The following is a 25,358-nucleotide window of genomic DNA, read 5'->3' as shown; positions in this document are numbered from 1 at the left end:
GAAAAACAACTACGTCCGGGTAGCACGCCGCCCGGCCCCGGTGTTGGTGGTGTCCCCACGCGCGGTGGGCAGACCTCGACTGTCCGGGGCAGGCACCCGACCGGTGGCGGGTGCAGTCCGGAACCCGCGCTCCCCACACACCCGTCGGGTGGCGTCGCGACGATCGGCCGCACGTGAAGGAACTGACACGGAGGGTGCTCACGCGCCGTCCATTCATCAGTTCGCAACTTCCCGAAACACGCCGGGGCCAGCCTCACGTTTGCCACGGTCACGACGGCGAGTCGCAGTCCAGGACCGTCCGGATCCGGCCGCCGACGGCGGCTGCGGACCACCAGATCGCCACCTAGCGTCGTCGCGGCCGACCGGGTCCGACCGTCACCGCACCTGGTGACACCCGGACGGCACCGCCGAACCGGACGTCGGCTGCGCACGTTGCAGCCGCCGCCCGGACCGGGGACCCACCGCAGTTCTGGGGTGAAGCGCGGCCGCACGCACGTGTGGCTGCGCCGGGCGAGTTCCCCGCCCGAACCCGTCAGCTAACTCGGTAGGCGGTTGAGGAGAACAAGGAGAACTCGTCGTTCCATGACGACCCTGCGCACCACCTCTGCTCGTCGTTCCACCCGCTCGGCCAAGGGCGCGCTGATCGCGTTGCTCACCGGCGCCGGCGTGGTGCTCACCCCGCTCGCCGCCCAGGCCAACGCCGGGGGCGCTGCCCCGCCGGCCCCGGCTCCGATCGCCGCGCCGGTCGCGGCCACGGCCGCACCGACCTCCGCTGCCCAGGTGGTCATCGACACCGCGATGGCCCAGCTCGGCAAGGCCTACGTGTGGGCCGGGGCCGGTCCGAACGTCTACGACTGCTCGGGCCTGACCCAGTTCGCCTTCCGGGCGGCCGGCGTCGACCTGCCGCACTCGTCGCGGATGCAGTCCACGATGGGCGTGCACGTCGACCGGGCGCACCTGCAGCCCGGTGACCTGGTCTTCTACTACTCCCCCGTCGGGCACGTGGGGATCTACCTGGGCGACGGGCTGATGGTCCACGCCCCCAGCGCCGGTGACGTGGTCCGCGTCGCCAGCATCGACATGTGGGGCTACAACACCGCGCGTCGGCTGGTCTGAGTTCCTCCCCCTCCGGGTCGCCGGCGTCGCTCCGGCGACCCGGAGGGGCGGCAGGCCGTCAGTGGTGCGCGTTCTCGGTGTGCGTGAGGTCGCCGCAGTCGTCGGGGAGCTGGTCGAGCACGTGCAGGTACTCGGCGCCCACCGCTTCGCGGAACCCGGCGGTGACCGCACGCGCGTGCTGCCGCGCCTGCTCCGGGGTGCAGCCCTGCCCCTCGAGTTCGGCGACGCGGCCGTAGAACTCGGTCAGGCCGAAGCGCTCGACCGACCCGTCGGTCGGCATCACCGAGGCGAGCTCGTGATCGGGGATCCGGGCCGACTGCTGCACCGCGGACACGAGCTCGTGCGTCGTCATCCCGTCCTCCCGTCCGTCGTTCCTGCTGGTCCGGAGCGCGCTCGTCGCGCGTCCGGTGTCGGGCCCGGCGGTCAGCCGACCCGGAGGTCGTCGAGCTCACCGCCGCGCAGGGTCAGCCCCAGGCCCGGTGCCTCCGCAGCCGGGCGGACCCGGCCCGCCACCGGGTCGGGCACCCCGTCGAACAGCCGGTGCTCGAACCGCGCGTGGTCGTGGAACCACTCCAGGTGGCGGAGGTTGGGCGTGGCCAGCGCGAGGTGGGCGTGCAGGGTGGGCACGCAGTGGGCGGAGACCTCCAACGAGTGCCCGGCGGCCAGCGCGCTGGCCCGCAGCCACTCGGTGACCCCGCCGCAGCGGCTGGCGTCGACCTGCAGGCAGTCGACCGCCCCGGCGCCGCACAGCCCGGCGAAGTCGGCCAGGCGGGCGCCGTACTCGCCGGCCGCGACGTCGCAGTCCAGGTCCTCCCGGACCAGCCGGAGACCGGCGAGGTCGTCGGAGGACACGGGTTCCTCGAACCAGACCACCCCGAGGTCGTCGAGTTCCCGGCCGACCCGGACCGCCTGCTTGGCGGTGTAGCCACCGTTCGCGTCGACGAGCAAGGCGACGTCGTCCCCCACGACCTCACGGGTCAGCCGGGTGCGGTGCAGGTCCCGATCGACCGCGGTGCCCCACGACTCCCCGATCTCGATCTTCACCTGGTCGTGCCCCTGCGCCAGCCACCCGTCCAGCTGGTCCCGGGTGACCCCGTCGTCGTAGCTGGTGAACCCGCCGCTGGCGTACACCGCGGCGTCCTCGCGGACCGCCCCGAGCAGGCCGGCGAGGGGGACGTCGAGCACCCGGGCCTTCAGGTCCCACAGCGCGGTGTCGACCGCCGAGATGCCCATCGCGACCAGGCCGGGCACCCCGGCGTTGCGCGCCGCCCGCGCCATGGCGTGCGTCGCCGCCGGTGGGTCGAGCGCGCGGTGGCCGACCGCGATCTCCGCCAGCAGGCCGCGGACGACCTGGGCCACGGTGGCGTCGGCGTACGTCCACCCCACCCCGGTGCGCCCGGCGCCGTGCGCCTGGACGACGACGGCGGTGGTGGCGTCCCAGATCAGCGTGCCGTCCGCCTCGGGATGGTCGGTCGGCAGCCGGTAGGCGGCGACGTCGAGCGCCTCGACCCGGGCCTCGAGCCCGATCACCACAGCACCAGCGCGACGACCAGCCAGACCATCGCGACCACCAGCACCACCCAGAGGACGTCGGCGAGCAGACCCCAGCTGCGTTCCTCCACCAGCGTGGGGTCCTCCGCCGGGTCGACCGCCGCGTCCGCGCTCGTGGCGCCGTGCCGGCGGGCCCGGTAGTAGGAGGGGTAGGGCGCCCCCCACCCCCGGTAGCCCCACCCGTAGGCGAGCGGGATCAGGAACAGCAGGACCACGAACAGGAACCAGAGCCAGAGCCAGAGCACGAGAGCTCTCCTCTCTCGGTGGTCGTCAGGGCGAGAGCAGGCGGCGGGTGGCAGCCACGGTGCCGGCCGCCACCGCGCCGGCGGCCGCGGCGGCGCCGAGCAGCGCGGAGCCCTGCGCGATCCGGCCCGGGGGGCGCGATCGGCCGGCCAGCACCTGCTCGGGGTGCTCGGTCATCGGTGCCCCCTCGACCAGGCCGGCCAGCGCCTCCGCGGTGTGCACCGCCCGCCGTCCGGTGTCGCCCTGCTCGATCTGGGTGCGGCAGCTGAAGCCGTCGGCCAGCACCACCGACCGGAGGTCGCCGTCGCGGACGGCCGGCAGCAGGACCTGCTCACCGCAGGCCATGGAGACCTCGTGGTGGCCGCGCTCGAACCCGAAGTTCCCGGCGAGCCCGCAGCAGCCGGAGTTCAGCACGTCGGCGTCGAACCCGGCCTTCCCCAGCAGCTCGCGGTCGGCGTCGAACCCCATGATCGAGTGCTGGTGGCAGTGGGTCTGCACCATCGCCGCCCGCTCGGCCGGTGGCGGTGACCAGTCCGGTGCCCGCTCGGCGAGCAGCTCGGCGAGGGTCCGGGTGCTCTCGGCGAGCCGGCGCACGTCGTCGTCCTCGGGGAGGAGCTCGGGGGCGTCGGCCCGGAACACCGCGGCGCAGCTGGGCTCCAGCCCGAGCACCGGCACCCCGTCGCGCACCGCGGGGCCGAGCGCCTGCGCGGTGCGCCGCAGCACCTGGGAGGCGACGTCGAGCTGGCCGGTGGAGATCCAGGTGAGCCCGCAGCAGAGCTCCCGCTCCGGCAACCGCACCCGGAAACCGGCGTCCTCCAGCACCGTCACCGCGGCCCGGCCGATGGCCGGGTGGAAGAACTCGGTGAAGGTGTCCGGCCACAGCAGCACCTCACCGCGCCGGCCGTCGCCGCGCGGTCCGCGCGCCCGGTACCAGTGGGTGAACCGCTCGGAGGCGAACAGCGGCAGCTCCCGCTCGGGGGTGATCCCGCCGGCGGCCTGCACGAGCCGGCGGAGCCCCGGTGTCTGCGTGGCGGCGTTGACCAGGCCGGGGGCCGCTGCCGCGACTCGGGCCACCAGGGGCAGCCAGCCCAGTGAGTAGTGGGTGCGCGGGCGGAGCCGGCCGGCGTAGTGGTGGGAGAGGAACTCCGCCTTGTAGGTGGCCATGTCGACGTCGACCGGGCAGTCGCTCTTGCAGCCCTTGCAGGCCAGGCAGAGGTCCAGGGCGTCCCGGACGGCGGTCGAGCGCCAGCGGTGCCGGATGACGTCGCCGCGGAGCATCTCGAACAGCAGCCGCGCCCGGCCCCGGGTGGAGTGCTTCTCGTCGCCGGTCACCTGGTAGCTCGGGCACATCACCGCGCCCTCGGCGCCCTCGCCCAGCGTGGCCCGGCACTTGCCGACGCCGACGCACCGGGCGACGGCCTGCGCGAACGAGCCGCCGTCCTCGGGGTAGCCGAAGGTCACCTCCGGGTCCCACGCCGGGTGGTCGTCGGGCAGCCGCAGGTCGGCGTCCAGCGGCCGCGGCGCCACGACCTTCCCCGGGTTCATCCGGTTCTCCGGGTCCAGCAGCGCCTTCATCCGCTCGAAGGCGCCGATCAGCTCCGGAGGGAACATCCGGCTGAGCAGCTCACCGCGCACCTGGCCGTCACCGTGCTCACCGGAGAGCGAGCCGCCGTACCGGGTGACCAGGTCCGCGGCCTCCTCCAGGAACGCCCGGTAGCCCGCGGCACCGCCGGGCGAGCCGAGCTCGAAGGGGATCCGCAGGTGCACGCAGCCGTGCCCGAAGTGCCCGTACGTGGACGCCGGGGTCAGCCGGTGCCGGTCCAGCAGCTCGCGCAGCTCGGCGAGGTAGGGCCCCAGGTCCTCCGGCGCCACCGCGGAGTCCTCCCAGCCGGGCCAGGTGTCGCGCCCGGTCGGCGGGTGCGCCGTCGCGCCCAGCCCGGCCTCCCGGAAGGCCCAGAGGTCGGCCTGCTCCGCGGGGTCGTCCAGCACCAGGACCGACGGCGGCTCCGGCGCCGCGCAGACGTCGGCCACCAGCCCGTCCATCCGCCGGCCCAGCTCGTCGGGGTCGTCGTCGGCCAGCTCGACGAGCAGCCAGCTGTCCCCCTCGGGCAGCTTCTCCAGCGCCCGCGGGTTCATCCCCTCCTCGGCCTGGTTGCGGCGCAGCACGTCGTCGACGCCCTCCAGCCGGTGCGGCCGCCAGGGCAGCACCCGGGTGACCTCCCCGCCGGCGGTCACCACGTCCGGGTAGCCGAGCACGGCCATCCGCCGGTGCCCCGGCAGCTCGGAGAGCAGCAGCTCCGCGCGCAGGACGGTGGCCAGCGTGCCCTCGCTGCCGACCAGCGCCCGGGCCACGTCGAAGCCGTGCTCGGGCAGCAGCGCGTCCAGGTTGTAGCCCGACACCCGCCGCGGGATCCGCGGGTACCCGGTGCGGATCTGCGCCAGGTGCTCGTCGCGCAGCCGGCGCAGCCCCGCGTAGACCTCGGCCCGCCGGCCGCCGGCGGCCACGATCTCGGCGTACTCCTCGTCCGAGGTCGGGCCCACCCACATCCGGGTGCCGTCGGCGAGCAGCACCTCCAGCCGGGCCACCTTGTCCACGGCCTTGCCGTAGGTCTGCGCCGAGGCGCCGCAGGCGTTGTTCCCGAGCATCCCGCCGACCGTGCAGGTCCAGTGGGTGGCCGGCTGCGGCCCCCAGGTCAGACCGTGCTCGGCCAGCTGGTCGTCGAGGTGGTCCAGCACCATGCCGGGCTCCACCACGCACCGGCGTCCGTCGACGTCCAGGGACTCCAGCCGGTTGCAGTACCGGCTCCAGTCCAGGACGACGGCGGCGTTCGTCGTCTGCCCGGAGAGGCTGGTGCCGCCGCCCCGGGACAGCAGCGGGACGCCGAGATCCCGGCAGACCGCCGCGGCCTCGACGGCGGCGTCGACCGTGCGCGGTTCGACCACGCCCAGCGGCGGGATCCGGTAGTTGGAGGAGTCGGTCGAGTAGACGGCGCGGGTGCCGGCGTCGAACCGGACCTCGCCGTCGACGCGCCGGCGCAGGTCAGCTGCCAGCGCCGGCACGTCCACCCAGGAGTCGCCCGCCCCGTCCCGCGGCCGGACGATCGGCGGTGGGAGGTGTGCGGTCGACACGGTCAGCTCCGGTTGGGCAGGAACTCCTGCATCTTGGTCTTGGTGCCCTGCTTGACCACGCCCCAGGCGTCCTCGTCGCCCTTGAGCAGCGACTTCGCGGTGTCGGTCATCTGCTCGAGCGTCGCGTGCGGCGGGATCGGCGGGACGTCGGCGTCGACGTGCACGTCGAGCAGCGCCGGCCGGCCGGCGGCCAGCGCGCGGTCCCAGGCGGGGCCGATCTGCTCGGGGTCGTCGACCGTGATCGCCTCCAAGCCCAACCCGGCGGCGAAGTCGGCGTAGGAGACGTCGGGCAGCGTCTGCGAGTCGGCGAACTTGGGCGCCCCGCCCATCGCCCGCATCTCCCAGGTGACCTGGTTGAGGTCGTTGTTGTGCAGCACCGCGACCACCAGGCGCGGGTCGCGCCACTCCCGCCAGTAGTGGGCGATCGTGAGCAGCTCGGCCAGGCCGTTCATCTGCATGGCGCCGTCACCGACGAAGGCGATGACCGGTCGGTCGGGGTGGCCGAACTTGGCGCCGATCCCGTACGGCACGCCCGGGCCCATGGTGGCCAGGGTGCCCGACAGGGAGCCGCGGTTGTCCGGGCCGAAGCGCAGGTGCCGGGCGTACCAGTTGGCGGCGGAGCCGGAATCGGCGGTGATGATGGCGTTGCCGGGCAGCCGGCCGTTCAGCTCGGAGAACAGCCGCATCGGGTTGACCGGATCGGCGTCGGTGTTCGCCCGCTTCTCCATGATCTCCCACCAGCGGCGGATGCCGTCCTCGATGCCCTCGCGCCAGGACCGGTCCTGCTTGCGCTCCAGCAGCGGGATGAGCGCGCGCAGCGTGGTGGCCGCATCGCCGACGAGGTTGAGCTCGTACGGGTACCGCATCCCGATGAACTTGGCGTCGTGGTCGATCTGCACGCCGCGGGCCTGGTCGTACTCCGGGAAGAACTCGCTGTAGGGCAGGTTCGAGCCCACCGTCAGCAGGGTGTCGCAGTCCTTCATCATCTCCCAGGTCGGGCGGGTGCCCAGCAGCCCGATCGAGCCGGTGACGAAGGGCAGGTCATCAGGGAGCACGTCCTTGCCCAGCAGCGCCTTGGCGACGCCGGCGCCGAGCAGGTCGGCGACCTCGACGACCTCGGCCCGGGCGCCACGGGCACCCTGACCGACCAGCATGGCGACCTTGCTGCCGGAGTTCAGCAGGTCGGCCGCCGCCCGCAGCGAGGCGTCGTCCGGCACCACCGTCGGGGACGAGGTGCGCCCGCGGCTCGAGGGCACCATCTTGTGCTCGTGCGTCGGCGGGCTGTACTCCAGCTCCTGCACGTCGGCCGGGATGATCACCGCGGTCGGGGCGTGCTCCGCCAGCGCGGTGCGGATCGCCCGGTCGATGACGTTGGGCAGCTGCTCCGGGACGTTCACCTCGTGCACGTAGTGGTGCGCGACGTCCTTGAACAGCGACAGGAGGTCGACCTCCTGCTGGTACGAGCCACCCATGGCGCTGCGGTCGGTCTGCCCGACGATCGCGACGACCGGGACGTGGTCGAGCTTGGCGTCGTACAGGCCGTTCAGCAGGTGGATGGCGCCCGGGCCCGAGGTGGCCATGCAGACCCCGACGCGGCCGGTGAACTTGGCGTACCCGACCGCCTCGAAGGCGGACATCTCCTCGTGGCGGGACTGGATGAACTGGAGGTCGTCCTGTTCGCCGAACGACGCGAGAATTCCGTTGATCCCGTCGCCGGGGTAGGCGAAGACCTTGTCCACCTCCCATTCGGAGAGGCGGTTCAGCAGGACGTCGGCGACTGTCTGACTCATGGCGAGATCCCCTCGCGTCGACTGCATCGTCCGCTCTGGGGGCTACCCGCCTCCCGCGTGTGACCCAAACCTCAGTGTGGCGACTGTTCGGACGGCGGTGTTCAGGCTGCCTGCGCCAGGCGGCCGACGGCCGGCCAGCCCGGCGGGAGCGCGCGGGTGGCCTCGCCGCCGCGGACGGCGAGGAAGGGCCGGGTGAGCCGCTCCTTCTCGATCCGGTCCCAGGCGGTCAGCAGCTCGGCCACCCAGCGGGCCAGGGTGAGCGCGTCGCTGGCCAGCGGGTCGCCAGCGGTCTCCGGCCGCGGCCGGGTGGGGATGCGCGGCCAGCGCGGGGTGACCAGGCTCCGCTTGGACGACGGCAGCGACGCGACGTGCGCGGCGAAGGCGGCGTCGAGCGCGCTGGTCTCGGCGACGATCGCGACGGCCAGGGCGGCGGCGTCGGCACCGGGGCCGAACCGCAGCGACGCCTTCTCGGTGGGCACCAGGATGCGGCCGACGAGCAGCCGGGCGATCCGGTCGTCGTCGGAGGGCAGCACCCAGGCGCCCGCCATCGTCGACTCGAGCCCCTCGCCGACGTTGACGTGCCAGCCGACCACCCGGTCCTCGACCGGCTGGTCGATGACGACGATCCCGCGCATCCCGCTCTCCTGACTCCGGTACAGCCATGTTGCTGCGCAGCATCGAGGACGTTGCCGACAGAAACCGCCGAACCACGGCGCCGTTGCCGAGTCGTCACACCACTCGTCCCGCGAGTCACACGCGACCCGCGGGAGTTCCGGCTACTCGCAGGCGACGCCGTCTTTGTCCCGGTCGAACTTGTCCTGCCACCCCGGCTGACCGCGGTAGATGGGGTCTGCGCCCGCGGCCTTCACCTCCGTGCAGTTGGCGTAGGACGGGCCGGCCGGGGCCGGCTCGGGTGCGGGAGCAGGCGCCGGGGCCGGGACGGGAGCCGGGGCCGGGGCCGGTGCGGGAGCAGGCGCCGGTGCCGGTGCGGGGGCAGGCGCGGGCGCCGGGGCCGGGGCCGGGGCCGGGGCCGGGGCGAGGGCGGGGACGTTGGCCACGACGCCGCCGGGCAGCGGCTCGGCCGGGCAGGTGGCGAGCACGGTGGCGATGGCGTTGCGCTCGGCCTGGGTCATCCAGAGCCCGTAGCTCACCTTCACCGCGACCTGCCGGGCGACGTAGGCGCAGCGGTAGGACTTGTTCGGCGGCAGCCAGGTGGCGGCGTCGCCGTCGCCCTTCTGCATGTTCAGCGGGCCGTCGACGGCGAGCAGGTTCAGCGGGTCGTTGGCGAAGGCGGTGCGCTTCGTGACGTCCCAGCCCTGCGCGCCGGTCTGCCAGCTGTTGGAGAGGGCGACGACGTGGTCGATCTGCACGTCGGAGCTGGTGTCCTGGCCGCGCTGGAACGCGATGGTCGTGCCGGAGTACGGGTCGGCGAGTGAGCCGGTGAGGACGACGCAGCTGCGGGTGCCGGGCTTGAACGTCTCGGCGGTGAGGTCACGGGCGAGGACGTCGTTGCGGGTGTCGCAGCCGTTGCGGTCGACGTCGGTCCAGGCGGAGCCGTAGTTGTCCCGGTCGTAGCCGGTCTTCGGCGCGCGGCCCTTGACCTCGACGGCGGCCAGCGCGGCGAGGGCGGTGGTGGGCTGGGCGGCGGTGACGGCGGCGTCCGCGTCGGCGTCGGTGAGCAGCCCGGTCGTGCTCTCGGCCGCGTTCGCGGTCTCCGCCATCTCGTCGCGCGCGAGCGACGCCTCGGCGGCGGCGATCGCGGCCTCGTCGTCGGCGGCGGACGTGGTGGGGCCGGCGCTCGGCGTGGTCTCGGCGCTGGCGGGGACGGCGTCGGTCTGCGGCAGCGCGGCCGCGCCGGCGACCAGGACGGCGACCCCGGCCGCGGCGACCCCGGCGCCCATGGCGCGGGAGGCGATGAGCGCCCAGCGGGCCCGGCCGACGACGACCGCGCCCAGGCCGATCAGGAGGGCGGCGAGCCCGGCCATGACCAGTCCGCCGGAGAACCCACCGGAGGCGGCGCCGGCGACGATGAAGAGGAGGGCGACGGCCGCGACACCGGCGCGGATGGCGGTGGTCCGGTTCGTGCCAGGCTCTTCCGTCGTCGTGGCCGGCTCGGCGACCGGCGAGACGGCCGGGAGCTGCGCGGTCCGCGGTCCGACCTCCTCGCCCATCGCGGCGGCCCGGAAGCCCTCGAGCACCTCGGTGGGGTCAGCGGCGTCGAACGGGAACTGGACGTCGCGCGGGCGGACGACGGCGCCGGGCATCGCGCTGGCGAGGTCGCGCAGGCCGGCGCCCGCGGCGGTGAGCCGCTGGGCGTCGGCGTAGAGCGTGACCGAGCCACCGGGTGCGTCGTAGAGGAGGCGGAGGTAGCGGGCCGAGCCGGTCGGCTCGGCGACGGTGAACCCCAGGTCGATCGCCTGCTGCACCACCGGGCGGACCGGGGTGCCCGGGGTGCGGGCCTCCCAGCGCTGGATGAGTTGCTCGATGGCCGACTCGGACCGTGACGACATTGCTCAGACCCCCGTGATGCTGCTGTGACGGCCATCGTCAGCCGCCATCCGCGCCATCCGGAGCAGGACAGGCCGGGACGACCCCCTCCGTCCCACCCGCACCACCCGGGGCGAAGATGGCCGACTCCACCCTCGAGCGACCCGCCGCACGGGCCGTGTCGGGGCGACGCACCGATGACTTCCCGGCGCCGGTCAGGTCTGGAGTTCACCACGGCCGTTCGCGCCGGGGCGGAGGGAAGGTGTGGCATGAGCGAGGAAACGACGAGCACGGTCACCGGGGTGGTCAGTAGCCCGGTCGTCGTCACGGACCTGCAGCGGGCGATCGACTTCTACGTCGACGACCTCGGCATGGAGGTCCGCCGCGACGCGGAGCTGGGTCCGGGGATGCGGTGGGTGGAGGTCGCACCGCCGTCCGCGGGGACGACGATCGCGCTGGTCGCCGCGGCCAGCGGCTTCCCGCCGGGCATCCGGCTGGGGACCGCGGACGCCGATGCGTCGCACGCGCGGCTGCGCGAACGCGGTGCGGACGTCGACGAGCAGGTGCTGCGGATGGGCGACGTCGCCCCGCCGATGTTCACCGTTCGCGACCCCGACGGGAACGTGCTCGTCCTGGTGGAGGGGGCGTGATGACGGTCCTCGACGAACGGTTCACCGCAGAGCTGGTGAAGAGCCCCGCGGACGGCGGGTGGACCTACCTGGTGTGGCCGGACTCGGTGACGTTCTTCGGTACCCGCGGTCTGGTGAAGGTGGCCGGGACGATCGACGGCCACCCGTTCCGCAGCTCGTTCATGGCGCTCGGCGACGGCACGCACAAGCTCCCGGTCAAGGCCGAGCTGCGACAGGCGATCGGCAAGCAGGCCGGCGACCCGGTCGAGGTGCACCTCACCGAGCGGATCACCAGCGGCCACCCCGCCGGCTCCTGGACACTTCCAGGCTGAGACGTCGAGCCGCCACCTGCTCAACGCAAGAAGATGGAGCCGGTCACCGGAGCCTTCCGATGACCGGCGTCCACCGGTCAAGCCGAAGCGACTGTCTCCCCGCCGGCCTCCCGCCCGAACCTGTCGCCCTCCGCCGGCGCCGAGGCAGGTTCGATCCCATCTTGCGACGAGAGAGCCGTGCTCGTGAGAGCCGACGACTGCTCCTTCGGCAGTTCGGCTGCTTCGCGCATCTTCGGCGCTGCGGCAGTCCACGTCTTGAGGTTCTGCAGCACCTCTCCGTAGAAGGCCTCGACGGCCTCCAGGACCGAGTCGATCGCCGCGCCGCGGCCTCGCCCGCGCTTGGTCCCCAATGGACTGGTGAGGGCGACTCGGAAGCTGCGGATCTCCCGCTTCGGATCCTGCACCAGGACGGCCGGGTCTTCCCGAACAGCCTTGATGAGTTCGGTGGCTCCAGCCCCGCGGGCGTGCATGGCAAACGCCTCGATCCGGACGGTCTCAGGTGCCGCCTTCAGCTGCCGGACGAGCCAGTTGACCCGGGTGGTCGGGCGCCCTTCGCGCGGGGCGTCCACGTCGACGTGGCAGGTCACACGGTTGGCGCGCAGGTCGAGCTCGATGTTCAGTGGCGCGACCGCATGGGGGATGCGGATCGCCCCGGAGAGCCGTCCATCCCTGACCAGGCTCTCGACCAGGGCCGTGGTCCGCAACGCTGGCTCCGCCATCTCGCGGCGGGTCAGGGCAGGAACGACTTCAGTGCCGAGCGTCCGACCCAATCGGAGCGACGCATAGCGCAGCAACGCATCGAAGCGCGCGGCAACGTCGGTGACGCCCTTGTCGGACGCTCGCAGCGTTCCCGCCCCGATGGCGTCGCGAACGGGAACCCAGGACGAACCCATGTCCTCGAATTCGAGAGCGCCGGATCGAGGGTGCTCCAAGTAGCGGATCAGTTCGCCGAGGATCCAAGCCTGATCAGGGTCGGCCACACCTCGGTGCTCCTTCTGGACAACCGCCTCAGCCAGGATCTGGCTCCACGGCAGGTGGTGCATGTCGACCTTGCGCAGCTTCCGCTTGTCGACCTTCGTGGGGTGCTGACCAGCCAAGGGAGAGATCTCGTTGCTGATGGTGATCAGCGCATCAAAGCCCTGCTCGCGTGCGATGTCGAGGTAGTTCTCCAGCTGCTCGGTAGCCAGCTCGTTCGTGCCCGTCTTCACCTCGACCAGGGCGGTCCAGCTCCGCTGCCCACGTGTCACCCGGATCAGACCGTCCGGATAACAGCGCTTCTCCCCCAGCATGAACGGGACCTCGATGAAGGCCTCGATGTTGCCCGCGGGCGCGCCGAAAGGCTGCGTCAGGCCACGGCCGAACTCCCGGACGGCAGTAATCACCGCAAGAAGAGCCGACGTTGCGCGACGCTCCTGCTCCTCAGCCCCATTGATCCCAGACGTCGGGATCAACCGCGCCTCGTGCCAACTCTCTTCAGCCATCCCCGTTTGCGCCCTTCGATGCGTCCAGCAGTCGTTTCCGACACTAATGAACGAAAGACGTCCAGCCGGTGAGTCACACGGACGCCGGCGCTGGCACCACCATCCCCGCCCCATCCGTACCAGGGGACCCGCGCCACAAGAGGAAGCAGGCCCACCGGGGGTCGGCCGGCAGGCCGGGTCGAGCAGGCGAGCGGCCAGTGCCATCCGGGCCGGCCTGGCGCGTGGCGCCCACCCCCTCACCGGTGTCGTCGTCGAAGAAGGCCCTGAACGCCGGGTGCCCCCGCCACAGCGATAAGCCGCTGGTTTCGATGCGCTTGTCGTCCACCGGTCGTTCGCCGTCCACCCGGCAGCACGGCACGGTCAGCCAGCTATCGATGGGGTCGGCGGACTACACGGAAGCGCAAGCGTCACCGGAGCCGGTTGTCGTCTCAGCCCCGACGATCGGATCCGCCCCGCTCAGTCAGCGGCGGATACGCTCCCGGCCGCGGGTGAGCGCCGTGTAGCCGTGGGCGAACGGGCGACCGTCCTCGTCGACCGCGACGAAGACGACCTTCTCGATCGTGAGGATGCTCGCCCCGGTCACGATGTTGCGCGCCTCGGCCCGCATGGTGAGCGACGTGCGGCCGAACTCGGTGGCGACCAGCCCGATCTCGATGATGTCGCCGAGCCGCGCGGAGCCGACGAAGTCGATCTCCGAGATGTACTTGGTGACCACCTTGGCCGTGCCGAGCTGGATGGCCGCGTAGACCACGGCCTCGTCGTCGATCCACCGCAGCAGGCTGCCGCCGAAGAGCGTTCCGTGCGCGTTCAGGTCCTCGGGCCGCACCCACTTCCGCGTGTAGAAGTTGATGCTCGGCTCGAGGTCGCCCTCCTCAGTGCTCACGCCGGGGACCCTATCGGCGCCCAGTCACACCCCACGTGGGTCGGCGGGCACCCCCTCCGTCGCCAAAATGGCCATTTCGGGGGCGGCGAAGGGGGTCAGGCCCAGCGGGGGTCGGCGGGCAGGCGCGGGTTGAGCAGGTGCGCGACCAGCGCCGTCCAGCCGGTCTGGTGCGTCGCGCCCAGGCCCTCGCCGGTGTCGCCGTCGAAAAACTCGCTGAACGTCGGGTGCTCCCGCCACAGCGGTGAGTCGCTGGACTCGATCCGCTTCCCGTCGGCCGGGCGCTTGCCGTCGACCGGCCGGAACAGCCGGGTGAGCGAGTTGTCGATCAGGTCCGCGGCCTCGATCAGCGTGCAGCGCTTCCCCGAACCGGTCGGGATCTCGATGGTGAACGAGTCGCCGTAGTGCCGGCCCAGCGTGCGCAGCTTGTCCGCGAGCAGCACGTTCACCGGGAACCACACCGGGCCGCGCCAGTTCGAGTTGCCGCCGAACAGCTTGGTGCGCGACTCCCCCGGCTCGTACTCGATCGACACGTCCCGCCCGCCGACGTTGGCGAACACCTGCCCGGTCGCCTTCGACAGCGACCGGATGCCGAACGGGGAGAGGAACTCCTCGGTGTCGAACATCCGCTCGAGGATCCGCGCCAGCCGCTCCTTGCCGACCAGCGACAGGATCATCTTGCGGCCCTCCGGCGTCGACCGGCTGCGCAGCGGGCCCATCAGCTCTGGCCGCCGCCTCTGCAGCCACCGCACCCGGTCGGCGACGTCCGGCAGCTGGCTCACCCAGGCCGGGATCTCGGTGGCGCCCAGGATCGGCAGCAGCCCGACCATCGAGCGCACCCGCAGCGGCTCCGTCGTCCCGTCGGGCGCGATCAGGACGTCGTGGAAGAAGCCGTCCTCCTCGTGCCACAGCGACACCTCGTGCGAGCCGAAGGCGTTCATCGCCTGGGCGATCGCCAAGAAGTGCTCGAAGAACTTCGTCGCGACGCCGTCCCACGCCTGGTCGAACCGCGAGAGCTCGAGGGCGATCTTCAGCATCTGCTGGCAGTAGAAAGCCATCCAGCTGGTCGCGTCGGACTGCTCCAGCTTGTAGCCCGGCGGCAGCGGCGCGGACCGGTCGAACAGCGCGATGTTGTCCATCCCGAGGAAGCCGCCCTCGAAGACGTTCGAGCCGTCGGCGTCCTTGCGGTTGACCCACCAGCTGAAGTTGAGCAGCAGCTTGGTGAACACCCGGATGAGGAACTCGCGGTCGCGGTAGCCGTCGAGCCGGTAGACGTGCCAGGCGGCCCAGGCGTGCACCGGCGGGTTGACGTCGCCGAACGCCCACTCGTAGGCCGGCAGCTGGCCGTTGGGGTGCATCGCCCACTCGCGGCACATGAGCAGCAGCTGCTCCTTGGCGAACGCCGGGTCGACGTGCGCCAGCGGCAGGCAGTGGAAGGCGGTGTCCCACGCGGCGAACCACGGGTACTCCCACTCGTCGGGCATGGAGATGACGTCGGCCAGCGCGAGGTGCCGCCAGCCGACGTTGCGGCGTCCGCGCTGCCTGCGTTCCTCGGGCGCGGGCTCGTCGGGGCTGCCGTCGAGCCACTGGGCGACGTCGTAGCGGTAGAGTTGCTTGGTCCACAGCAGGCCGGCGTAGGCGCGGCGGGCGACGTGCCGGTCGTCGGCGGACAGGCTCGGGTGGATGACGTCGGCGTAGAACTCGTCGGCCTCGCGCTTGCGCTCGTCGAGGACGGCGTCGAACTCAGGGCCGAACGTCGCGTCGTCCGGGTCGGGCTTGCGCAGCCGCAGCTTGACCCTGACCGTTTCGCCCGGCTCTACAGAGTCCCAGGAGTACCAGAAGGCGGCCTTGGTGCCGGTGTCGGCGGGGTTGACGGCGTCGCGATCACCGTGGACGACGCGGCGGTTGATGCCGTCCTTGGTGTACCGGGTCTCGTTGCGCGCGGCGCCGAAGAGCTCGACGGCGTTCGTCTCGTTGTTGCAGAACAGCACGTTCGGCGCGCCCTCGGCAGCGAGGACGTACCGGCCGAGGAAACCGTGCTCGGCCTCGACCGCCTCCAGGCCGTTGACGGTCAGCGTCGGCGCGAGCAGCTGGGTGAGCAGGCCCTGGCGCTTGTCACCGCCCCATGACCAGGTGTTGCGGAACCAGACCTGCGGCAGCAGGTGCAGCGGCGCGGCCTCGGGGCCGTGGTTGGTGGCGGTGACGACGATGCAGACGTCGTCCGGGGCGTTCTTGGCGTAGGTGACCTGGACGTCGAAGAACCGGTCCTCGTCCAGGACGCCGGTGTCGGCGAGCTCGTACTCCCGCTCGTCGCGGGTGCGCCGGGCGTTCTCCGCACGCAGCTCGGCGTAGGGGAACTCGGCCTGCGGGTAGCGGTAGAGCCACTGCATCCAAGAGTGGGTGGGGGTGCCGTCGACGGCCCACCAGTGCTCCTTGGCATCCTCACCATGGTTGCCCTCGGCGTTGGTCAGCCCGAACAGGCGCTCCTTGAGCACCGGGTCGCGGCCGTTCCACATCGCCACGGAGAAGTTGAGGAAGCCGTAGCGATCGCAGATGCCGCCCAGGCCGTCCTCGCCCCAGCGGTAGGCGCGGGCCACGGCGTGGTCGAACGGGAACGACGCCCACGCGTCGCCCTCGGCGGAGTAGTCCTCGCGGACGGTGCCCCACTGCCGGCCGGCCAGGTACGGGCCCCACATCCGCCACGGGGCGGACATGTCGGCGGACTCGGCCAGGCGCGCGTGCTCGGCGCTGCGAGGCTGGGCCTCGGGCTGGGGGGTGGGCTCGTGGATCGGCGCGGCGCCGGGGGTCGCGTCAGTCACGGACCCCACGGTCCCACGGGTTGGTTGCCGGGGCGTGTCAGGCGGGACCGTCCGAGACCAGGGTCACCGCTGCTCCGGCTGAGGTGGCCGCCGCCACGCGCTGGGCGACCGAGCTGCTACCGGTCGACGTCGCAGAGCCGCCAGAACCGGCTGCGGCGGGCGCCCTGCTGCCCTTCGCCCGGGATGCGGCTGAGCGCCCGGTCGAGCCGCGCCCACGCCGCCGGGTCGGCGCGGAGCCGGGGCAGGTCCTCCACGCCCAGCACGCCGTGCGCGACGAGGGCGCGGGCGTAGCGCAGCGCCGCCTCGGCCTTGGTCACGCCACCGCGGGTCGACGTCCGCTGCCGGTTCTGCGCCGCCTCCTCCAGCGCCTGCTCGTCGGGGAAGCGGGCGAGCAGGCGCGGCAACGGGTGGCTGTCGGCGGAGGGCACCTCGGTCGTGACCATCGGCCCCGTCGCCGCGGGGCCGAGCACCCGGTGCACCAGGGGGACGACGACCCGGTCGTGCGACGTGCCGGGCGTCCAGACCGCGTCCAGGACGAACGCCGACAGGCTGGCCCAGCGGGGTCGCCCGGGCTGCGCGACGGCTACCGGCTCACGAGCCGCGTCCTCCGCCGACTCGAAGTCGAGCATCGGCGTCCCCGTGCCCTCCACACGCACCCCTCGATCCGGTCCGCTGCGCCGGTCGCAGCGGGCTGGTCCAGGATGCCGTCGGTAGGGCGCCGTCGACGAGCGACACAGCGAAGTGAAATTCGCCTGGCGAGCTGCAGCGCTGACTCCCATCGGGTGACACCGCTCCGGCTGGGAGGCGCCAACTGGTCTGATCGCGGGGTGGAGCTCGCAACCCGGAACTGCACACGGCAGCTGCAATCGGCGGCGCTTCGCAACTGGTAGCCACCGCTGCACCACGAGCAACGGACGCCACATGCCTCCTGCCCGTCGTCCCTCCAGGCACGCCTCGAACTCACAGCGGGCCGTGGCAATCGACCATCCCCAGGAGCTACACCTGGGGGGCCGTACTGCAGCCGCATCGGACTGGGTCTCCGAGAAGCTCCGCTACGACCCAGCCGTCGATGCTCGACGGAGACTCATGCTGCAGGCCCCGGTCGCGCGGGACCTTGCGTGAGTGGACGTCCCAATTCGCGTTGGCGCTTTTGCACGGTGCCGAGAAGCCCGATTGCGGCCTCCACGCGATCCGTCGCATGGTGCATGCGGTCGTGACAGGTGCCACAGAGTGCGGCGATCCAGTCGACGAGGTCGATGTCCGGGTCAATGTGGTGCGCCTGGTAGTGCGGTCGTCCGTCGTCGCCCACCCACCCCGGATGCTGCCCACACAGCTCGCACGCGCCGCCGAAGTCGATGGCCCGTTGGATAACGTAGTCGGTCTTCAAGGGGTCAGAGACCCGCTTGTTCCTCTGGATCCTCGTCGCTCGACGACGCTCGCCAGTCTCGTTTCGCCGCTGGAGCGCCTCCCACAGCTCGCCCTCCGTGGGTGCTGGGGGTGGCGGAGCCGTCGGAAGGTCCGGGAGCTGTGCAGGCACCGTGCCCGGTACGTCGGCGAGCGCGGTGAAGCGGAATCGGAGGTCTCTGCGCCAGTCTCCGTCCGTGTCCCGGCTGTCACCCCGAGCATGCTCCGACACCAGGTAGGGCCCGAGGTGAAGCCAAGCGGAGCCGTCGCGGCGCGTCTTTAAGAACACCAGGACCGGCCGCTCGTCCTGCTCGTGCTCGATCAGTCTGGCGTTGCCCCCGGTCTCCGTCTGGTCGCCGGTGCTTCCTTCTCCTGAGTAAGTGAACTCGCGGGGCTCGTCGAGCCACTGGTTGGCATAGAGGCCCTTGAACGGGTTCCAGAAGACGCAGAGATCCTCACCGACGACCGTGATCCCGGACGTGCGATTCCCAGAGGGCAGCCCTGCCGCCCGGGCCGCCTCATGCAGCTCACCTCGGTCATAGATCCGACCGACGACGTAGCCGCGGTTCGCCATGTCGGGGGCCTGTGGCTCCGGGGCCTCGTCGAGTGCTGGTGCGTCGCCACCGGCTGGTCCGCCTTCGCCGCGCTCAGGCAGGTCTGGTGGCACCGCCTCGAACAACGCGGAGAGCGTGGACGGCAGGGCCGCATGCCCCTCGAGCGGTGCGGTGAGCAGCTCGACTGCGCGGTCGCGGAAAGCGTCGTCGCTCCGGACGCGGTCGTGCACGTTGCGCGCCAGTCCTGCGACCGGATCCTCGCTGCGCACGAAGTCGCGGCCACCGCGGCTCACCGGACCGGCAGGCTCACCGAAGAGCTGCCACCACGGCGACTTGCGCAGGGCGAACCACGGCAGCTCCGGCTCAGGCTGGCTCTCCCCCACGGCGAACGGCGCCAAGAGGGTGCCGAGCTCGTCCCGTGCGTCAGAGAAGGGCTGCACCCGCTGACGGCCCTGGACGGCCTTGCTGATCGCCCAGAGCAACACCAACTGCTGGTAGGGGGCCGGCTTGCCGAGCTGGCGATCCACCTTCAGCTCCATCAGGGAGCGGAGCAGCGGATCCTCGGGCGTAGCGCTCCTCGCCTGCTCCGACGCGGCGGCGGCCTGGGCGCCATGTCGCTGGTAGACGTCCCCCAGAAGGACTGTCAGGTGCTCTGCTCGCTGGATGTCGATCCGTGGGAAGCGAGGGAGCTGGATCGTCCCGATACCGACGCTCTGCTCGATGTCCGATCCCGACATGAACACCGGGGTGGTTGGCTCATCGAGGACTTCAATTGGAATCAACGCGGTGTAACGCTCCGGCTCGGGCCACGGCACTTCCTCGACCCCAGCCGGTCGGCGCGCGTCCTGCGTGACCCGGCACCTCGCCAGCCAGCCCTGCCGCGAGCCCCAGATGAACAGCTCGTCGCCGGCTCGAGCGCCCAGCGCAGTCAGCGTGTTCGAGCCGAAGAGCGACTCACGCTTGCAGATCTGCCAGTTGTCGCGCTGCTCGAAGGAGATCGAGCCGACCCAATACGTCACTCATCCGCGCCGTCCGGTGTTCGCAGCGGGTGAGGGCATGTCCTGAGGGAAGCCCGTTGGGCCGTGCTCGCTGTGTCGACGCCCATCGCGCCGGCCCGTTGACTATGCGAGGCCGCCGGCAGAAGCGTGGAACGACACTCCGACGTCCGCGTCAGTCGCGGACGGGAGCGACGCCCCGGTTGGTAACAGCAGGAAAGCGCTGGCTGTTTGCTTCCAATTTGAACCGAGCCGCAGCAGCGAGGTCGACACCGGCCACGTCGGCCAGCCGCACCAGGTAGAGCAGGACGTCCGCCAGCTCTTCCCCCAACCGTTCACGCAGATGACTGCCCTCCGCTGTCCCGCCTGCTTCCTCCACGGGCAGCCATTGCACGAGCTCGGCGACCTCCCCCACCTCGCCCACCAGCGCGAGCGTGAGGGACTTGAGGTCGTGGAAGCGACCCCAGTCGCGGACCTCGGTGAACTCACGCATCCGGGCGGTCAAGTCAGCCAAGTCGCTCACCGCTGGAGTATCGGTCACCGGATGTGACCAGCGTCCCGTCTAGGGTGACGACTACGCGGCCCGACTGGCTTCCGATCCCTGGACATGCCCCCACCCGCACGTTGATTCGTGCTGCCCGGGGACAGGTCCTTGCCACTTCTTCGCACGTCCGGCCATGGCCTCAAGACGCTCGCTGACGCTGGCACGCTGGCGTCCACGCTGGCGACTCAGATGTCGCACCGCATGAACCGCTCGCCCTCAGCCAGCGAGACGCGCTCCTGGGACGCCAGCCTCACCGCTCTCGCCGCCGACCTCGAGCAAGCCGGTCTCGGCGGCGTCGAAGTGCTGCTCGAGTACCAGCTCCCCCTGTCCAGCAAGCGGATCGACGTCATCCTGGCCGGCGAGCACCCGCGGCGCGGCGGGCCGTCCTACGTCGTCCTCGAGCTGAAGCAGTGGACGCAGGCAACCCTGTTCGAGGACGAGCCGGAGCTCGTCGTCCAGCCGACGTACGGCGACCGTCCCGTGCTGCACCCGGTCGCCCAGGTGCGCTACTACGGCGAGTACCTGCTCGACTTCCTCGGCGTCCTGCACGGCACGACCGACGTCCTCGCCGGAGCCGCATACCTGCACAACGCGACCGATGACCGCATCAGTGCGCTCCGCGGCTACCCGCAGGACGAGCTGGGCCGCCTGTTCACCGGACGCGAGCGCGGCGACTTCCACGACTTCCTCCGGTACCGCCTCTCCCCCACCAACGCCTCGGTCCACGCCGACCGGTTGCTGCGGTCGTTTGTCGCCCCGAGCAAGCAGCTGCTCGCCGTCGCGGCGGAGGAAATCCGCACGCGCGAGCAGTTCGTGCTCCTCGACGAGCAGCGGGTCGCCTTCGATCTGGTGCTCCATGAGGTGGAGAAGGCCCGCGGAGGCGACCACAAGTCGGTCGTCATCGTCTCGGGCGGGCCGGGCAGCGGGAAGAGCGTCATCGCGCTCTCCCTGCTCGGTGAACTCAGTCGGCGTGGCGTCCGCGTCGCGCACGCCACCGGCTCTCGGTCGTTCACCCAGACGCTGCGCAAGGTGGCCGGTCGCCGAGCCCCGCGCACGGCCGCTCTGTTCCGGTACTTCAACCAGTTCATGGACGTCGCCAAGAACAGTCTCGACGTCCTGATCGCCGACGAGGCGCACCGACTGCGGGAGACCTCGGCCAACCGTTGGACGAAGGCCGAGCTGCGCAGCGACAAGCGGCAGATCGACGAGCTGATCGACGCAGCCTTCGTGTCGGTGTTCCTGCTGGACCAGAACCAGGTCGTGCGCCCCGGAGAGATGGGCACGGTCCAGGACATCGAGAAGCACGCGCGCGAACGCGGCATCGACGTTCACGAGATCGACCTGGCGACCCAGTACCGCAGTGGTGGCAGCGCCGAGTACGTCGAATGGGTCGAGCGGCTGCTCGGTCTGGCTCCGGGGGGTCCGGAGAAGTGGTCCGGGGACGAACGCTTCGAGGTCCGGACGGCGGCCTCGCCGTCCGCCATGGAGGCAGCACTCGCGGAGAAGCTGGCCCAGCACCAGAACGCTCGGATGGCCGCCGGCTACTGCTGGCCGTGGAGCGACCCGCGGTCCGACGGGTCACTCGTCCCGGACGTGACGATCGGCGACTGGTCCCGCCCGTGGAACCTCAAAGGTGAGCGCTCCGTGGGTGACGCCCCGCCGGCCGCCCTGTGGGCCAGTGACGACCGCGGCTTTGGCCAGGTCGGCTGCGTCTACACCGCGCAGGGCTTCGAGTACGAGTGGAACGGCGTTCTACTCGGCCCCGACCTGGTATGGCGCACAGATCGGTGGGTCGCCGTCCGCAGTGCCAACCGGGACCCGGACTTCCGCAACACGAAGCGGGTCAGTGACGCGGATTTCGACCTGCTCGTGCGCAACGTCTACAAGGTGCTGCTGACGCGCGGTCTCCGTGGCGTCTACCTGCACTCGACCGATCCGGAGACCCAGCAGCTACTGGACGCCCTCATCAACTGATTAGCTCCGCAGCCTGCGCGTCAAAGTCGGTCGATCCAGGTGTCCTCGTCCCTGGCATCCCATGACGACCCCGACCGCGCTTGCGCCCCTGGTTCGTTCTTCAGCTGCTCCAAGACCCGCAGTGCCTCGGCGCGGGTGAGGGACCGCAAGGACTCGACGGGACACCCAGCCGCGACCTCGATCGCCGCTTGGCGTTCGGCCATGGTTGTCGTCAGGTCATGGGCGGCCAGGGCTCCTCGAAGCTGGTCAACCAGCCAGTCGGCTATCGGGGCCTCGGTGCGCGCCGCCTCAGCCGGCCTGTCCGTTGGGTCATCGCCGAACAGTGAGAGACCACCTGACACGTAGGCGATGCTAGGGACCCACGTGGGACCGCTGTTCGCGTGACGCGCTACGACCCCTCGGATGAGCCCGAGGTGGCATCGTCCTGCCGTTCGACCAGGGGAGGCGCGACGGCGGCCATGTCGACCATGAGGTCGGTCGTCGCCGTTAGTGACTCAGCCACCTGCCCCAGCGTCACGTCCGGCGGCAGCTGGAAGCGTGCGCCGAACATGCAGGAGCCGTGCGCCTTGGCCTGTGCGTCGCCGAAGCCGATGCCCAGGTACCTAGGACCACCCTGGTTGACCATCTCTTTCCAATTGGCACGGTCGTGAGCGGCTTTTGGGCGAGCCGTCGCCTGAACCCAGTCGCTTCGAGCGGCAGCCATGGTGGGCCACATCGCCAGGAGGTAGTCCCAGTTGAAGCCCGCCGATGTCCGTACGCCAGCCTGTTGGAGGGTCACCTTGACCGAGGGGCCAAGAGGCTCGACCCCCCTGCCGGCGAGTGCCGGGAAGTCCCGAACGGGCAGGTTCTCCTCCGCCTCGACATAGATCCAGTACCCGTCAGCCGCTGCGGGCAGGTACATCCGAGTCACCCAGCTGACGCCGGCTGACGATCCAACGAGGTCATGCCCGATCGGGGCAGCCGGGCTCAGCTGCCGGTAGACCCACGACATGCGGGCTCGCATGGCGATCACGAAGTCCTCGCCATCGTTCAGGTCGTTCCAGCGGGTCTCGCTGCCGAGCTGAGGCATCGACCGCTCGAGGTGAGCCAGCCACTCCCCTGCGGTGTGCGCAACCCAAGCATCCTCACTGACCGCGAGCCCTCGCAGCAACTGCTCCCACGTCATCTCTCGCCAGCCGGCCTGCTCGCCGATGTGCACGGGCAGACGCTCAGGAAACACGAACACTCGATTGTGAACGTCCGGATAGGCGTCGCCATAACGTTGCAGCTGGCCATAGCCAAGCCCCGAGAGCACCTTGGCCTCGATGACGCAGCGGATCTCGCCATCCACGCTGATGATGAGATCGATCCGGTCACGTCCGAGGCCCGGGGCCTCTCGTCGAACGCGCACGCTGCAAGCGTCAACTTGGGGAAGGAGCAGCAAGTCGGCGACAGCGCTCGGGTCCGTCTCAATGAGCGTCGCCAGGAGATCACTCCACCTGTTCTCGCTTCCCAAGGGCACGATATGGCGGAACGGGAACCGCACGTCACTCATGCACACAGGCTGTCACGCCCCAGCGACGAGACGGACTCCGCGCGGATTCGAGTACTCGATGGGCCGTTGATGAAGGACGCTATTCACGGGCCCACGTCATACTGCAACTCGCTGAAGCGCGGCCCGGTGACTTCTTCCACCACCCGGGATGAGGTCCTGCGCTACCCGACGCCGCTGCCTAGCGTGACCCACACCACTAGGCAAGGGGGCGGACATGGCTGTGGGCTTTGAACTCATGGACCCGACCGAGCAGGCCAAGGCCGAGGGCGGGGCAGTGCTGCTCGCCCAGCGGCCGGCCGACCTGCAGGGCAAGCGCCTGGTCCTGATGGACAACGGCAAGCACAACGCCCGGGAGCTGCTGGAGGCGGTCTTCGCGCTCGTCGAGCCGGAGCTGACGCCGTCCGAGGTGATCTGGAAGACGGTCCCCGCCACCTGGCCGGCGCCCGACGAGACGCTCGACGCCATCGCCCAGGAGTGCGACCTGGTCATCGAAGCGGTCGGTGATTAGGGCAGCTGCAGCGCGGCCAGTGTGGCCGACGTCATCCTGATGGAGAAGCGCGGAATCCCGTCGGCAGCGATCTGCACGGACGCACTCAAGGCGAGCGCCGACGCCATGGCACGCATCCAGGGCGCACCCGGTTACCGGTTCGCTGTCGTCCCCCACCCGGTGAGCAGCCTGGACGCCGACGGCATCGCCGAGCACGCCCGACTGGCAGCACCGCAGGTGATGGCGATCCTGCGCGGGGAGGTCTCGTGACCGAACAGCAGACCGGCCTCACCCCCGAGGACCTGATCGCCGCGATCGAGGAGTGCCACGCCAACGGCTGGACCGACGGCCTGCCCGTCGTCCCGCCCATCCCGAGCCTGGTGTATCGCTTCCTCGAGCACACCGACCGCTCGCCGTCCGAGGTCGTCTGGACGATGACGCAGGTCAAGCGCGGCTGCACGGTCCAGGCCGCGGCGATCAACGCCGCCATGGCCGGCTGCCTCCCCGAGCACTTCCCCGTCGTCCTTGCCGCGCTGGAGGCCGCGGTCGACGAGGGCTGGCCGGGCCTCGGTGGCTGGCAGAGCACCACCGGCGGCGGCCCGCTGCTCGTCGTCAACGGACCCGTCCGCACCGAGCTCGCCTTCAACAGCAAGGGCAACGTCTTCGGGCCGGGCTTCCGGGCCAACGCCACGGTCGGCCGGGCGCTGCGGCTGATCATCATGAACGCCTACGGCATCCGCCCGCACGAGCTGGACCAGGCCACCCAGGGGTTCCCCGGCAAGTTCTCCCTCTGCATCGCGGAGAACGAGGAGGAGAGCCCCTGGGAGCCCCTGTCGGTCACCCTCGGGCACGACGCCGGCGTGAGCACCGTGTCGGCGCTGCACTCCCGCAGCACCGAGCACGTCGACAACCGCAACACCGGCGACCCGAAGGCCGTGCTCAACGACATCGCCGACACGTGCGGCCGGATCGGGTCGATGACCCGCCGGTTCCGCCGGGTCGGCGTCGTCATCGGCCCGGAGCACGCGCAGCTGCTGGCAAAGCACGGCATGTCCAAGCAGGACGTCCGCGAGTACCTGGCCGAGCACAGCGGCCGGACGGCGGGCACGCTGCGCGCCGCCGGCCGGGGTGAGTCGACCGCCGTCTTCTCCAACCACCCCGGTGCCGCCGCCTTCGACGAGGCGCAGGCGTCCGACATCGAGCAGATCCCGGACGACGACCTGGTGACGACGCTGCGCACCCCGGACGACGTCATCGTGGTCGTGGCCGGCGCCGCCAACGCCGGGATCTCCACGGTCGTGCAGACGCTGGGCTTCCCCACCAAGACGATCGGCACCGCGGTCATCCGCAGCTGATCGCCACGCTGAGAGGCCACCGACTGCACGTGGCCCCTCAGCCCTGGTCTTCGC

19 protein-coding genes, 1 pseudogene and 1 riboswitch are annotated in these 25,358 nt (G+C 71.3%); of the genes and pseudogenes, 6 read left to right on the top strand and 14 right to left on the bottom strand.

Features of this window, described 5'->3' with window-relative positions; translation table 11 throughout:
• The first annotated feature begins 429 nt into the window (after positions 1–429).
• Positions 430–565, top strand: a riboswitch (cyclic di-AMP (ydaO/yuaA leader).
• Between the two features lie 17 nt (positions 566–582).
• On the top strand, positions 583–1,116 hold the full coding sequence (locus ACI79A_RS08300) for a C40 family peptidase (protein WP_457081895.1): 534 nt from the start codon (positions 583–585) through the stop codon (positions 1,114–1,116).
• A gap of 58 nt (positions 1,117–1,174) precedes the next feature.
• Here the strand turns inward: ACI79A_RS08300 and ACI79A_RS08295 are convergent, their stop codons facing one another.
• From ACI79A_RS08295 to ACI79A_RS08265, 7 genes are all read right to left on the bottom strand, one after another.
• Positions 1,175–1,468 carry a DUF2267 domain-containing protein gene (locus ACI79A_RS08295; RefSeq protein ID WP_457081893.1) on the bottom strand — a complete coding sequence of 98 codons (294 nt, stop codon included), beginning with the start codon at positions 1,466–1,468 and terminating at the stop codon, positions 1,175–1,177.
• Between the two features lie 71 nt (positions 1,469–1,539).
• Positions 1,540–2,646, bottom strand: coding sequence for an enolase C-terminal domain-like protein (locus ACI79A_RS08290; protein ID WP_457081891.1), 1,107 nt, complete (start codon positions 2,644–2,646; stop codon positions 1,540–1,542).
• The gene (locus ACI79A_RS08285; RefSeq protein WP_457081888.1) at positions 2,643–2,912 is read right to left on the bottom strand and encodes a hypothetical protein; all 270 of its coding nucleotides are present in this window, start codon (positions 2,910–2,912) and stop codon (positions 2,643–2,645) included. Before ACI79A_RS08285 ends, ACI79A_RS08290 begins: the two co-directional genes overlap by 4 nt.
• Before the next feature lie 25 nt (positions 2,913–2,937).
• A complete protein-coding gene (locus tag ACI79A_RS08280) occupies positions 2,938–6,039 on the bottom strand; it encodes an FAD-binding and (Fe-S)-binding domain-containing protein (protein ID WP_457081886.1) in 3,102 nt (1,033 codons plus the stop codon).
• A 2-nt stretch (positions 6,040–6,041) separates the two neighbouring features.
• On the bottom strand, positions 6,042–7,829 hold the full coding sequence (locus tag ACI79A_RS08275) for a thiamine pyrophosphate-requiring protein (protein ID WP_457081884.1): 1,788 nt from the start codon (positions 7,827–7,829) through the stop codon (positions 6,042–6,044).
• 101 nt (positions 7,830–7,930) lie between these two features.
• On the bottom strand, positions 7,931–8,464 hold the full coding sequence (locus ACI79A_RS08270) for a hypothetical protein (protein WP_457081882.1): 534 nt from the start codon (positions 8,462–8,464) through the stop codon (positions 7,931–7,933).
• A 141-nt stretch (positions 8,465–8,605) separates the two neighbouring features.
• Positions 8,606–10,339, bottom strand: coding sequence for a GmrSD restriction endonuclease domain-containing protein (locus ACI79A_RS08265; RefSeq protein WP_457081880.1), 1,734 nt, complete (start codon positions 10,337–10,339; stop codon positions 8,606–8,608).
• Between the two features lie 246 nt (positions 10,340–10,585).
• On the opposite strand from ACI79A_RS08265, the gene ACI79A_RS08260 reads away from it, so the two are divergent.
• On the top strand, positions 10,586–10,966 hold the full coding sequence (locus ACI79A_RS08260) for a VOC family protein (protein WP_457081878.1): 381 nt from the start codon (positions 10,586–10,588) through the stop codon (positions 10,964–10,966).
• Positions 10,966–11,277 carry a DUF1905 domain-containing protein gene (locus ACI79A_RS08255; protein WP_457081876.1) on the top strand — a complete coding sequence of 104 codons (312 nt, stop codon included), beginning with the start codon at positions 10,966–10,968 and terminating at the stop codon, positions 11,275–11,277. Before ACI79A_RS08260 ends, ACI79A_RS08255 begins: the two co-directional genes overlap by 1 nt.
• Before the next feature lie 77 nt (positions 11,278–11,354).
• Here the strand turns inward: ACI79A_RS08255 and ACI79A_RS08250 are convergent, their stop codons facing one another.
• From ACI79A_RS08250 to ACI79A_RS08225, 6 genes are all read right to left on the bottom strand, one after another.
• Positions 11,355–12,758, bottom strand: coding sequence for a hypothetical protein (locus ACI79A_RS08250; protein WP_457081874.1), 1,404 nt, complete (start codon positions 12,756–12,758; stop codon positions 11,355–11,357).
• A gap of 460 nt (positions 12,759–13,218) precedes the next feature.
• Positions 13,219–13,641, bottom strand: a complete 423-nt coding sequence (locus ACI79A_RS08245) for an acyl-CoA thioesterase (protein ID WP_457081872.1) — start codon at positions 13,639–13,641, stop codon at positions 13,219–13,221.
• A 95-nt stretch (positions 13,642–13,736) separates the two neighbouring features.
• The gene (locus ACI79A_RS08240; protein WP_457081870.1) at positions 13,737–16,457 is read right to left on the bottom strand and encodes an MGH1-like glycoside hydrolase domain-containing protein; all 2,721 of its coding nucleotides are present in this window, start codon (positions 16,455–16,457) and stop codon (positions 13,737–13,739) included.
• A 116-nt stretch (positions 16,458–16,573) separates the two neighbouring features.
• A complete protein-coding gene (locus ACI79A_RS08235; RefSeq protein ID WP_457081868.1) occupies positions 16,574–17,086 on the bottom strand; it encodes a hypothetical protein in 513 nt (170 codons plus the stop codon).
• Positions 17,087–17,541: 455 nt separating this feature from the next.
• Complete coding sequence (locus ACI79A_RS08230) at positions 17,542–19,434, bottom strand: hypothetical protein (protein WP_457081866.1); 1,893 nt, start codon at positions 19,432–19,434, stop codon at positions 17,542–17,544.
• 151 nt (positions 19,435–19,585) lie between these two features.
• Positions 19,586–19,933, bottom strand: a complete 348-nt coding sequence (locus ACI79A_RS08225; RefSeq protein ID WP_457081864.1) for a nucleotide pyrophosphohydrolase — start codon at positions 19,931–19,933, stop codon at positions 19,586–19,588.
• A 108-nt stretch (positions 19,934–20,041) separates the two neighbouring features.
• Between ACI79A_RS08225 and ACI79A_RS08220 the strand changes: the two genes are divergently transcribed.
• The gene (locus ACI79A_RS08220; protein ID WP_457081861.1) at positions 20,042–21,928 is read left to right on the top strand and encodes a DNA/RNA helicase domain-containing protein; all 1,887 of its coding nucleotides are present in this window, start codon (positions 20,042–20,044) and stop codon (positions 21,926–21,928) included.
• Positions 21,929–22,316: 388 nt separating this feature from the next.
• Here ACI79A_RS08220 and ACI79A_RS08215 read toward each other — a convergent pair whose 3' ends face one another.
• Complete coding sequence (locus ACI79A_RS08215; RefSeq protein WP_457081859.1) at positions 22,317–23,462, bottom strand: PD-(D/E)XK nuclease family protein; 1,146 nt, start codon at positions 23,460–23,462, stop codon at positions 22,317–22,319.
• Positions 23,463–23,676: 214 nt separating this feature from the next.
• Between ACI79A_RS08215 and ACI79A_RS08210 the strand changes: the two are divergent.
• Together ACI79A_RS08210 and ACI79A_RS08205 are read left to right on the top strand one after the other, a co-directional pair.
• A pseudogene (locus ACI79A_RS08210) lies at positions 23,677–24,219 on the top strand (UGSC family (seleno)protein).
• Complete coding sequence (locus ACI79A_RS08205) at positions 24,216–25,304, top strand: hypothetical protein (protein ID WP_457081857.1); 1,089 nt, start codon at positions 24,216–24,218, stop codon at positions 25,302–25,304. Before ACI79A_RS08210 ends, ACI79A_RS08205 begins: the two are co-directional and overlap by 4 nt.
• Positions 25,305–25,358: the final 54 nt, after the last annotated feature.

The sequence above is a fragment of the Modestobacter sp. SYSU DS0657 genome (assembly GCF_054050925.1).
Note: the sequence above shows the minus strand (reverse complement) of the source record. Positions and strands in the feature narration are given on the sequence as shown.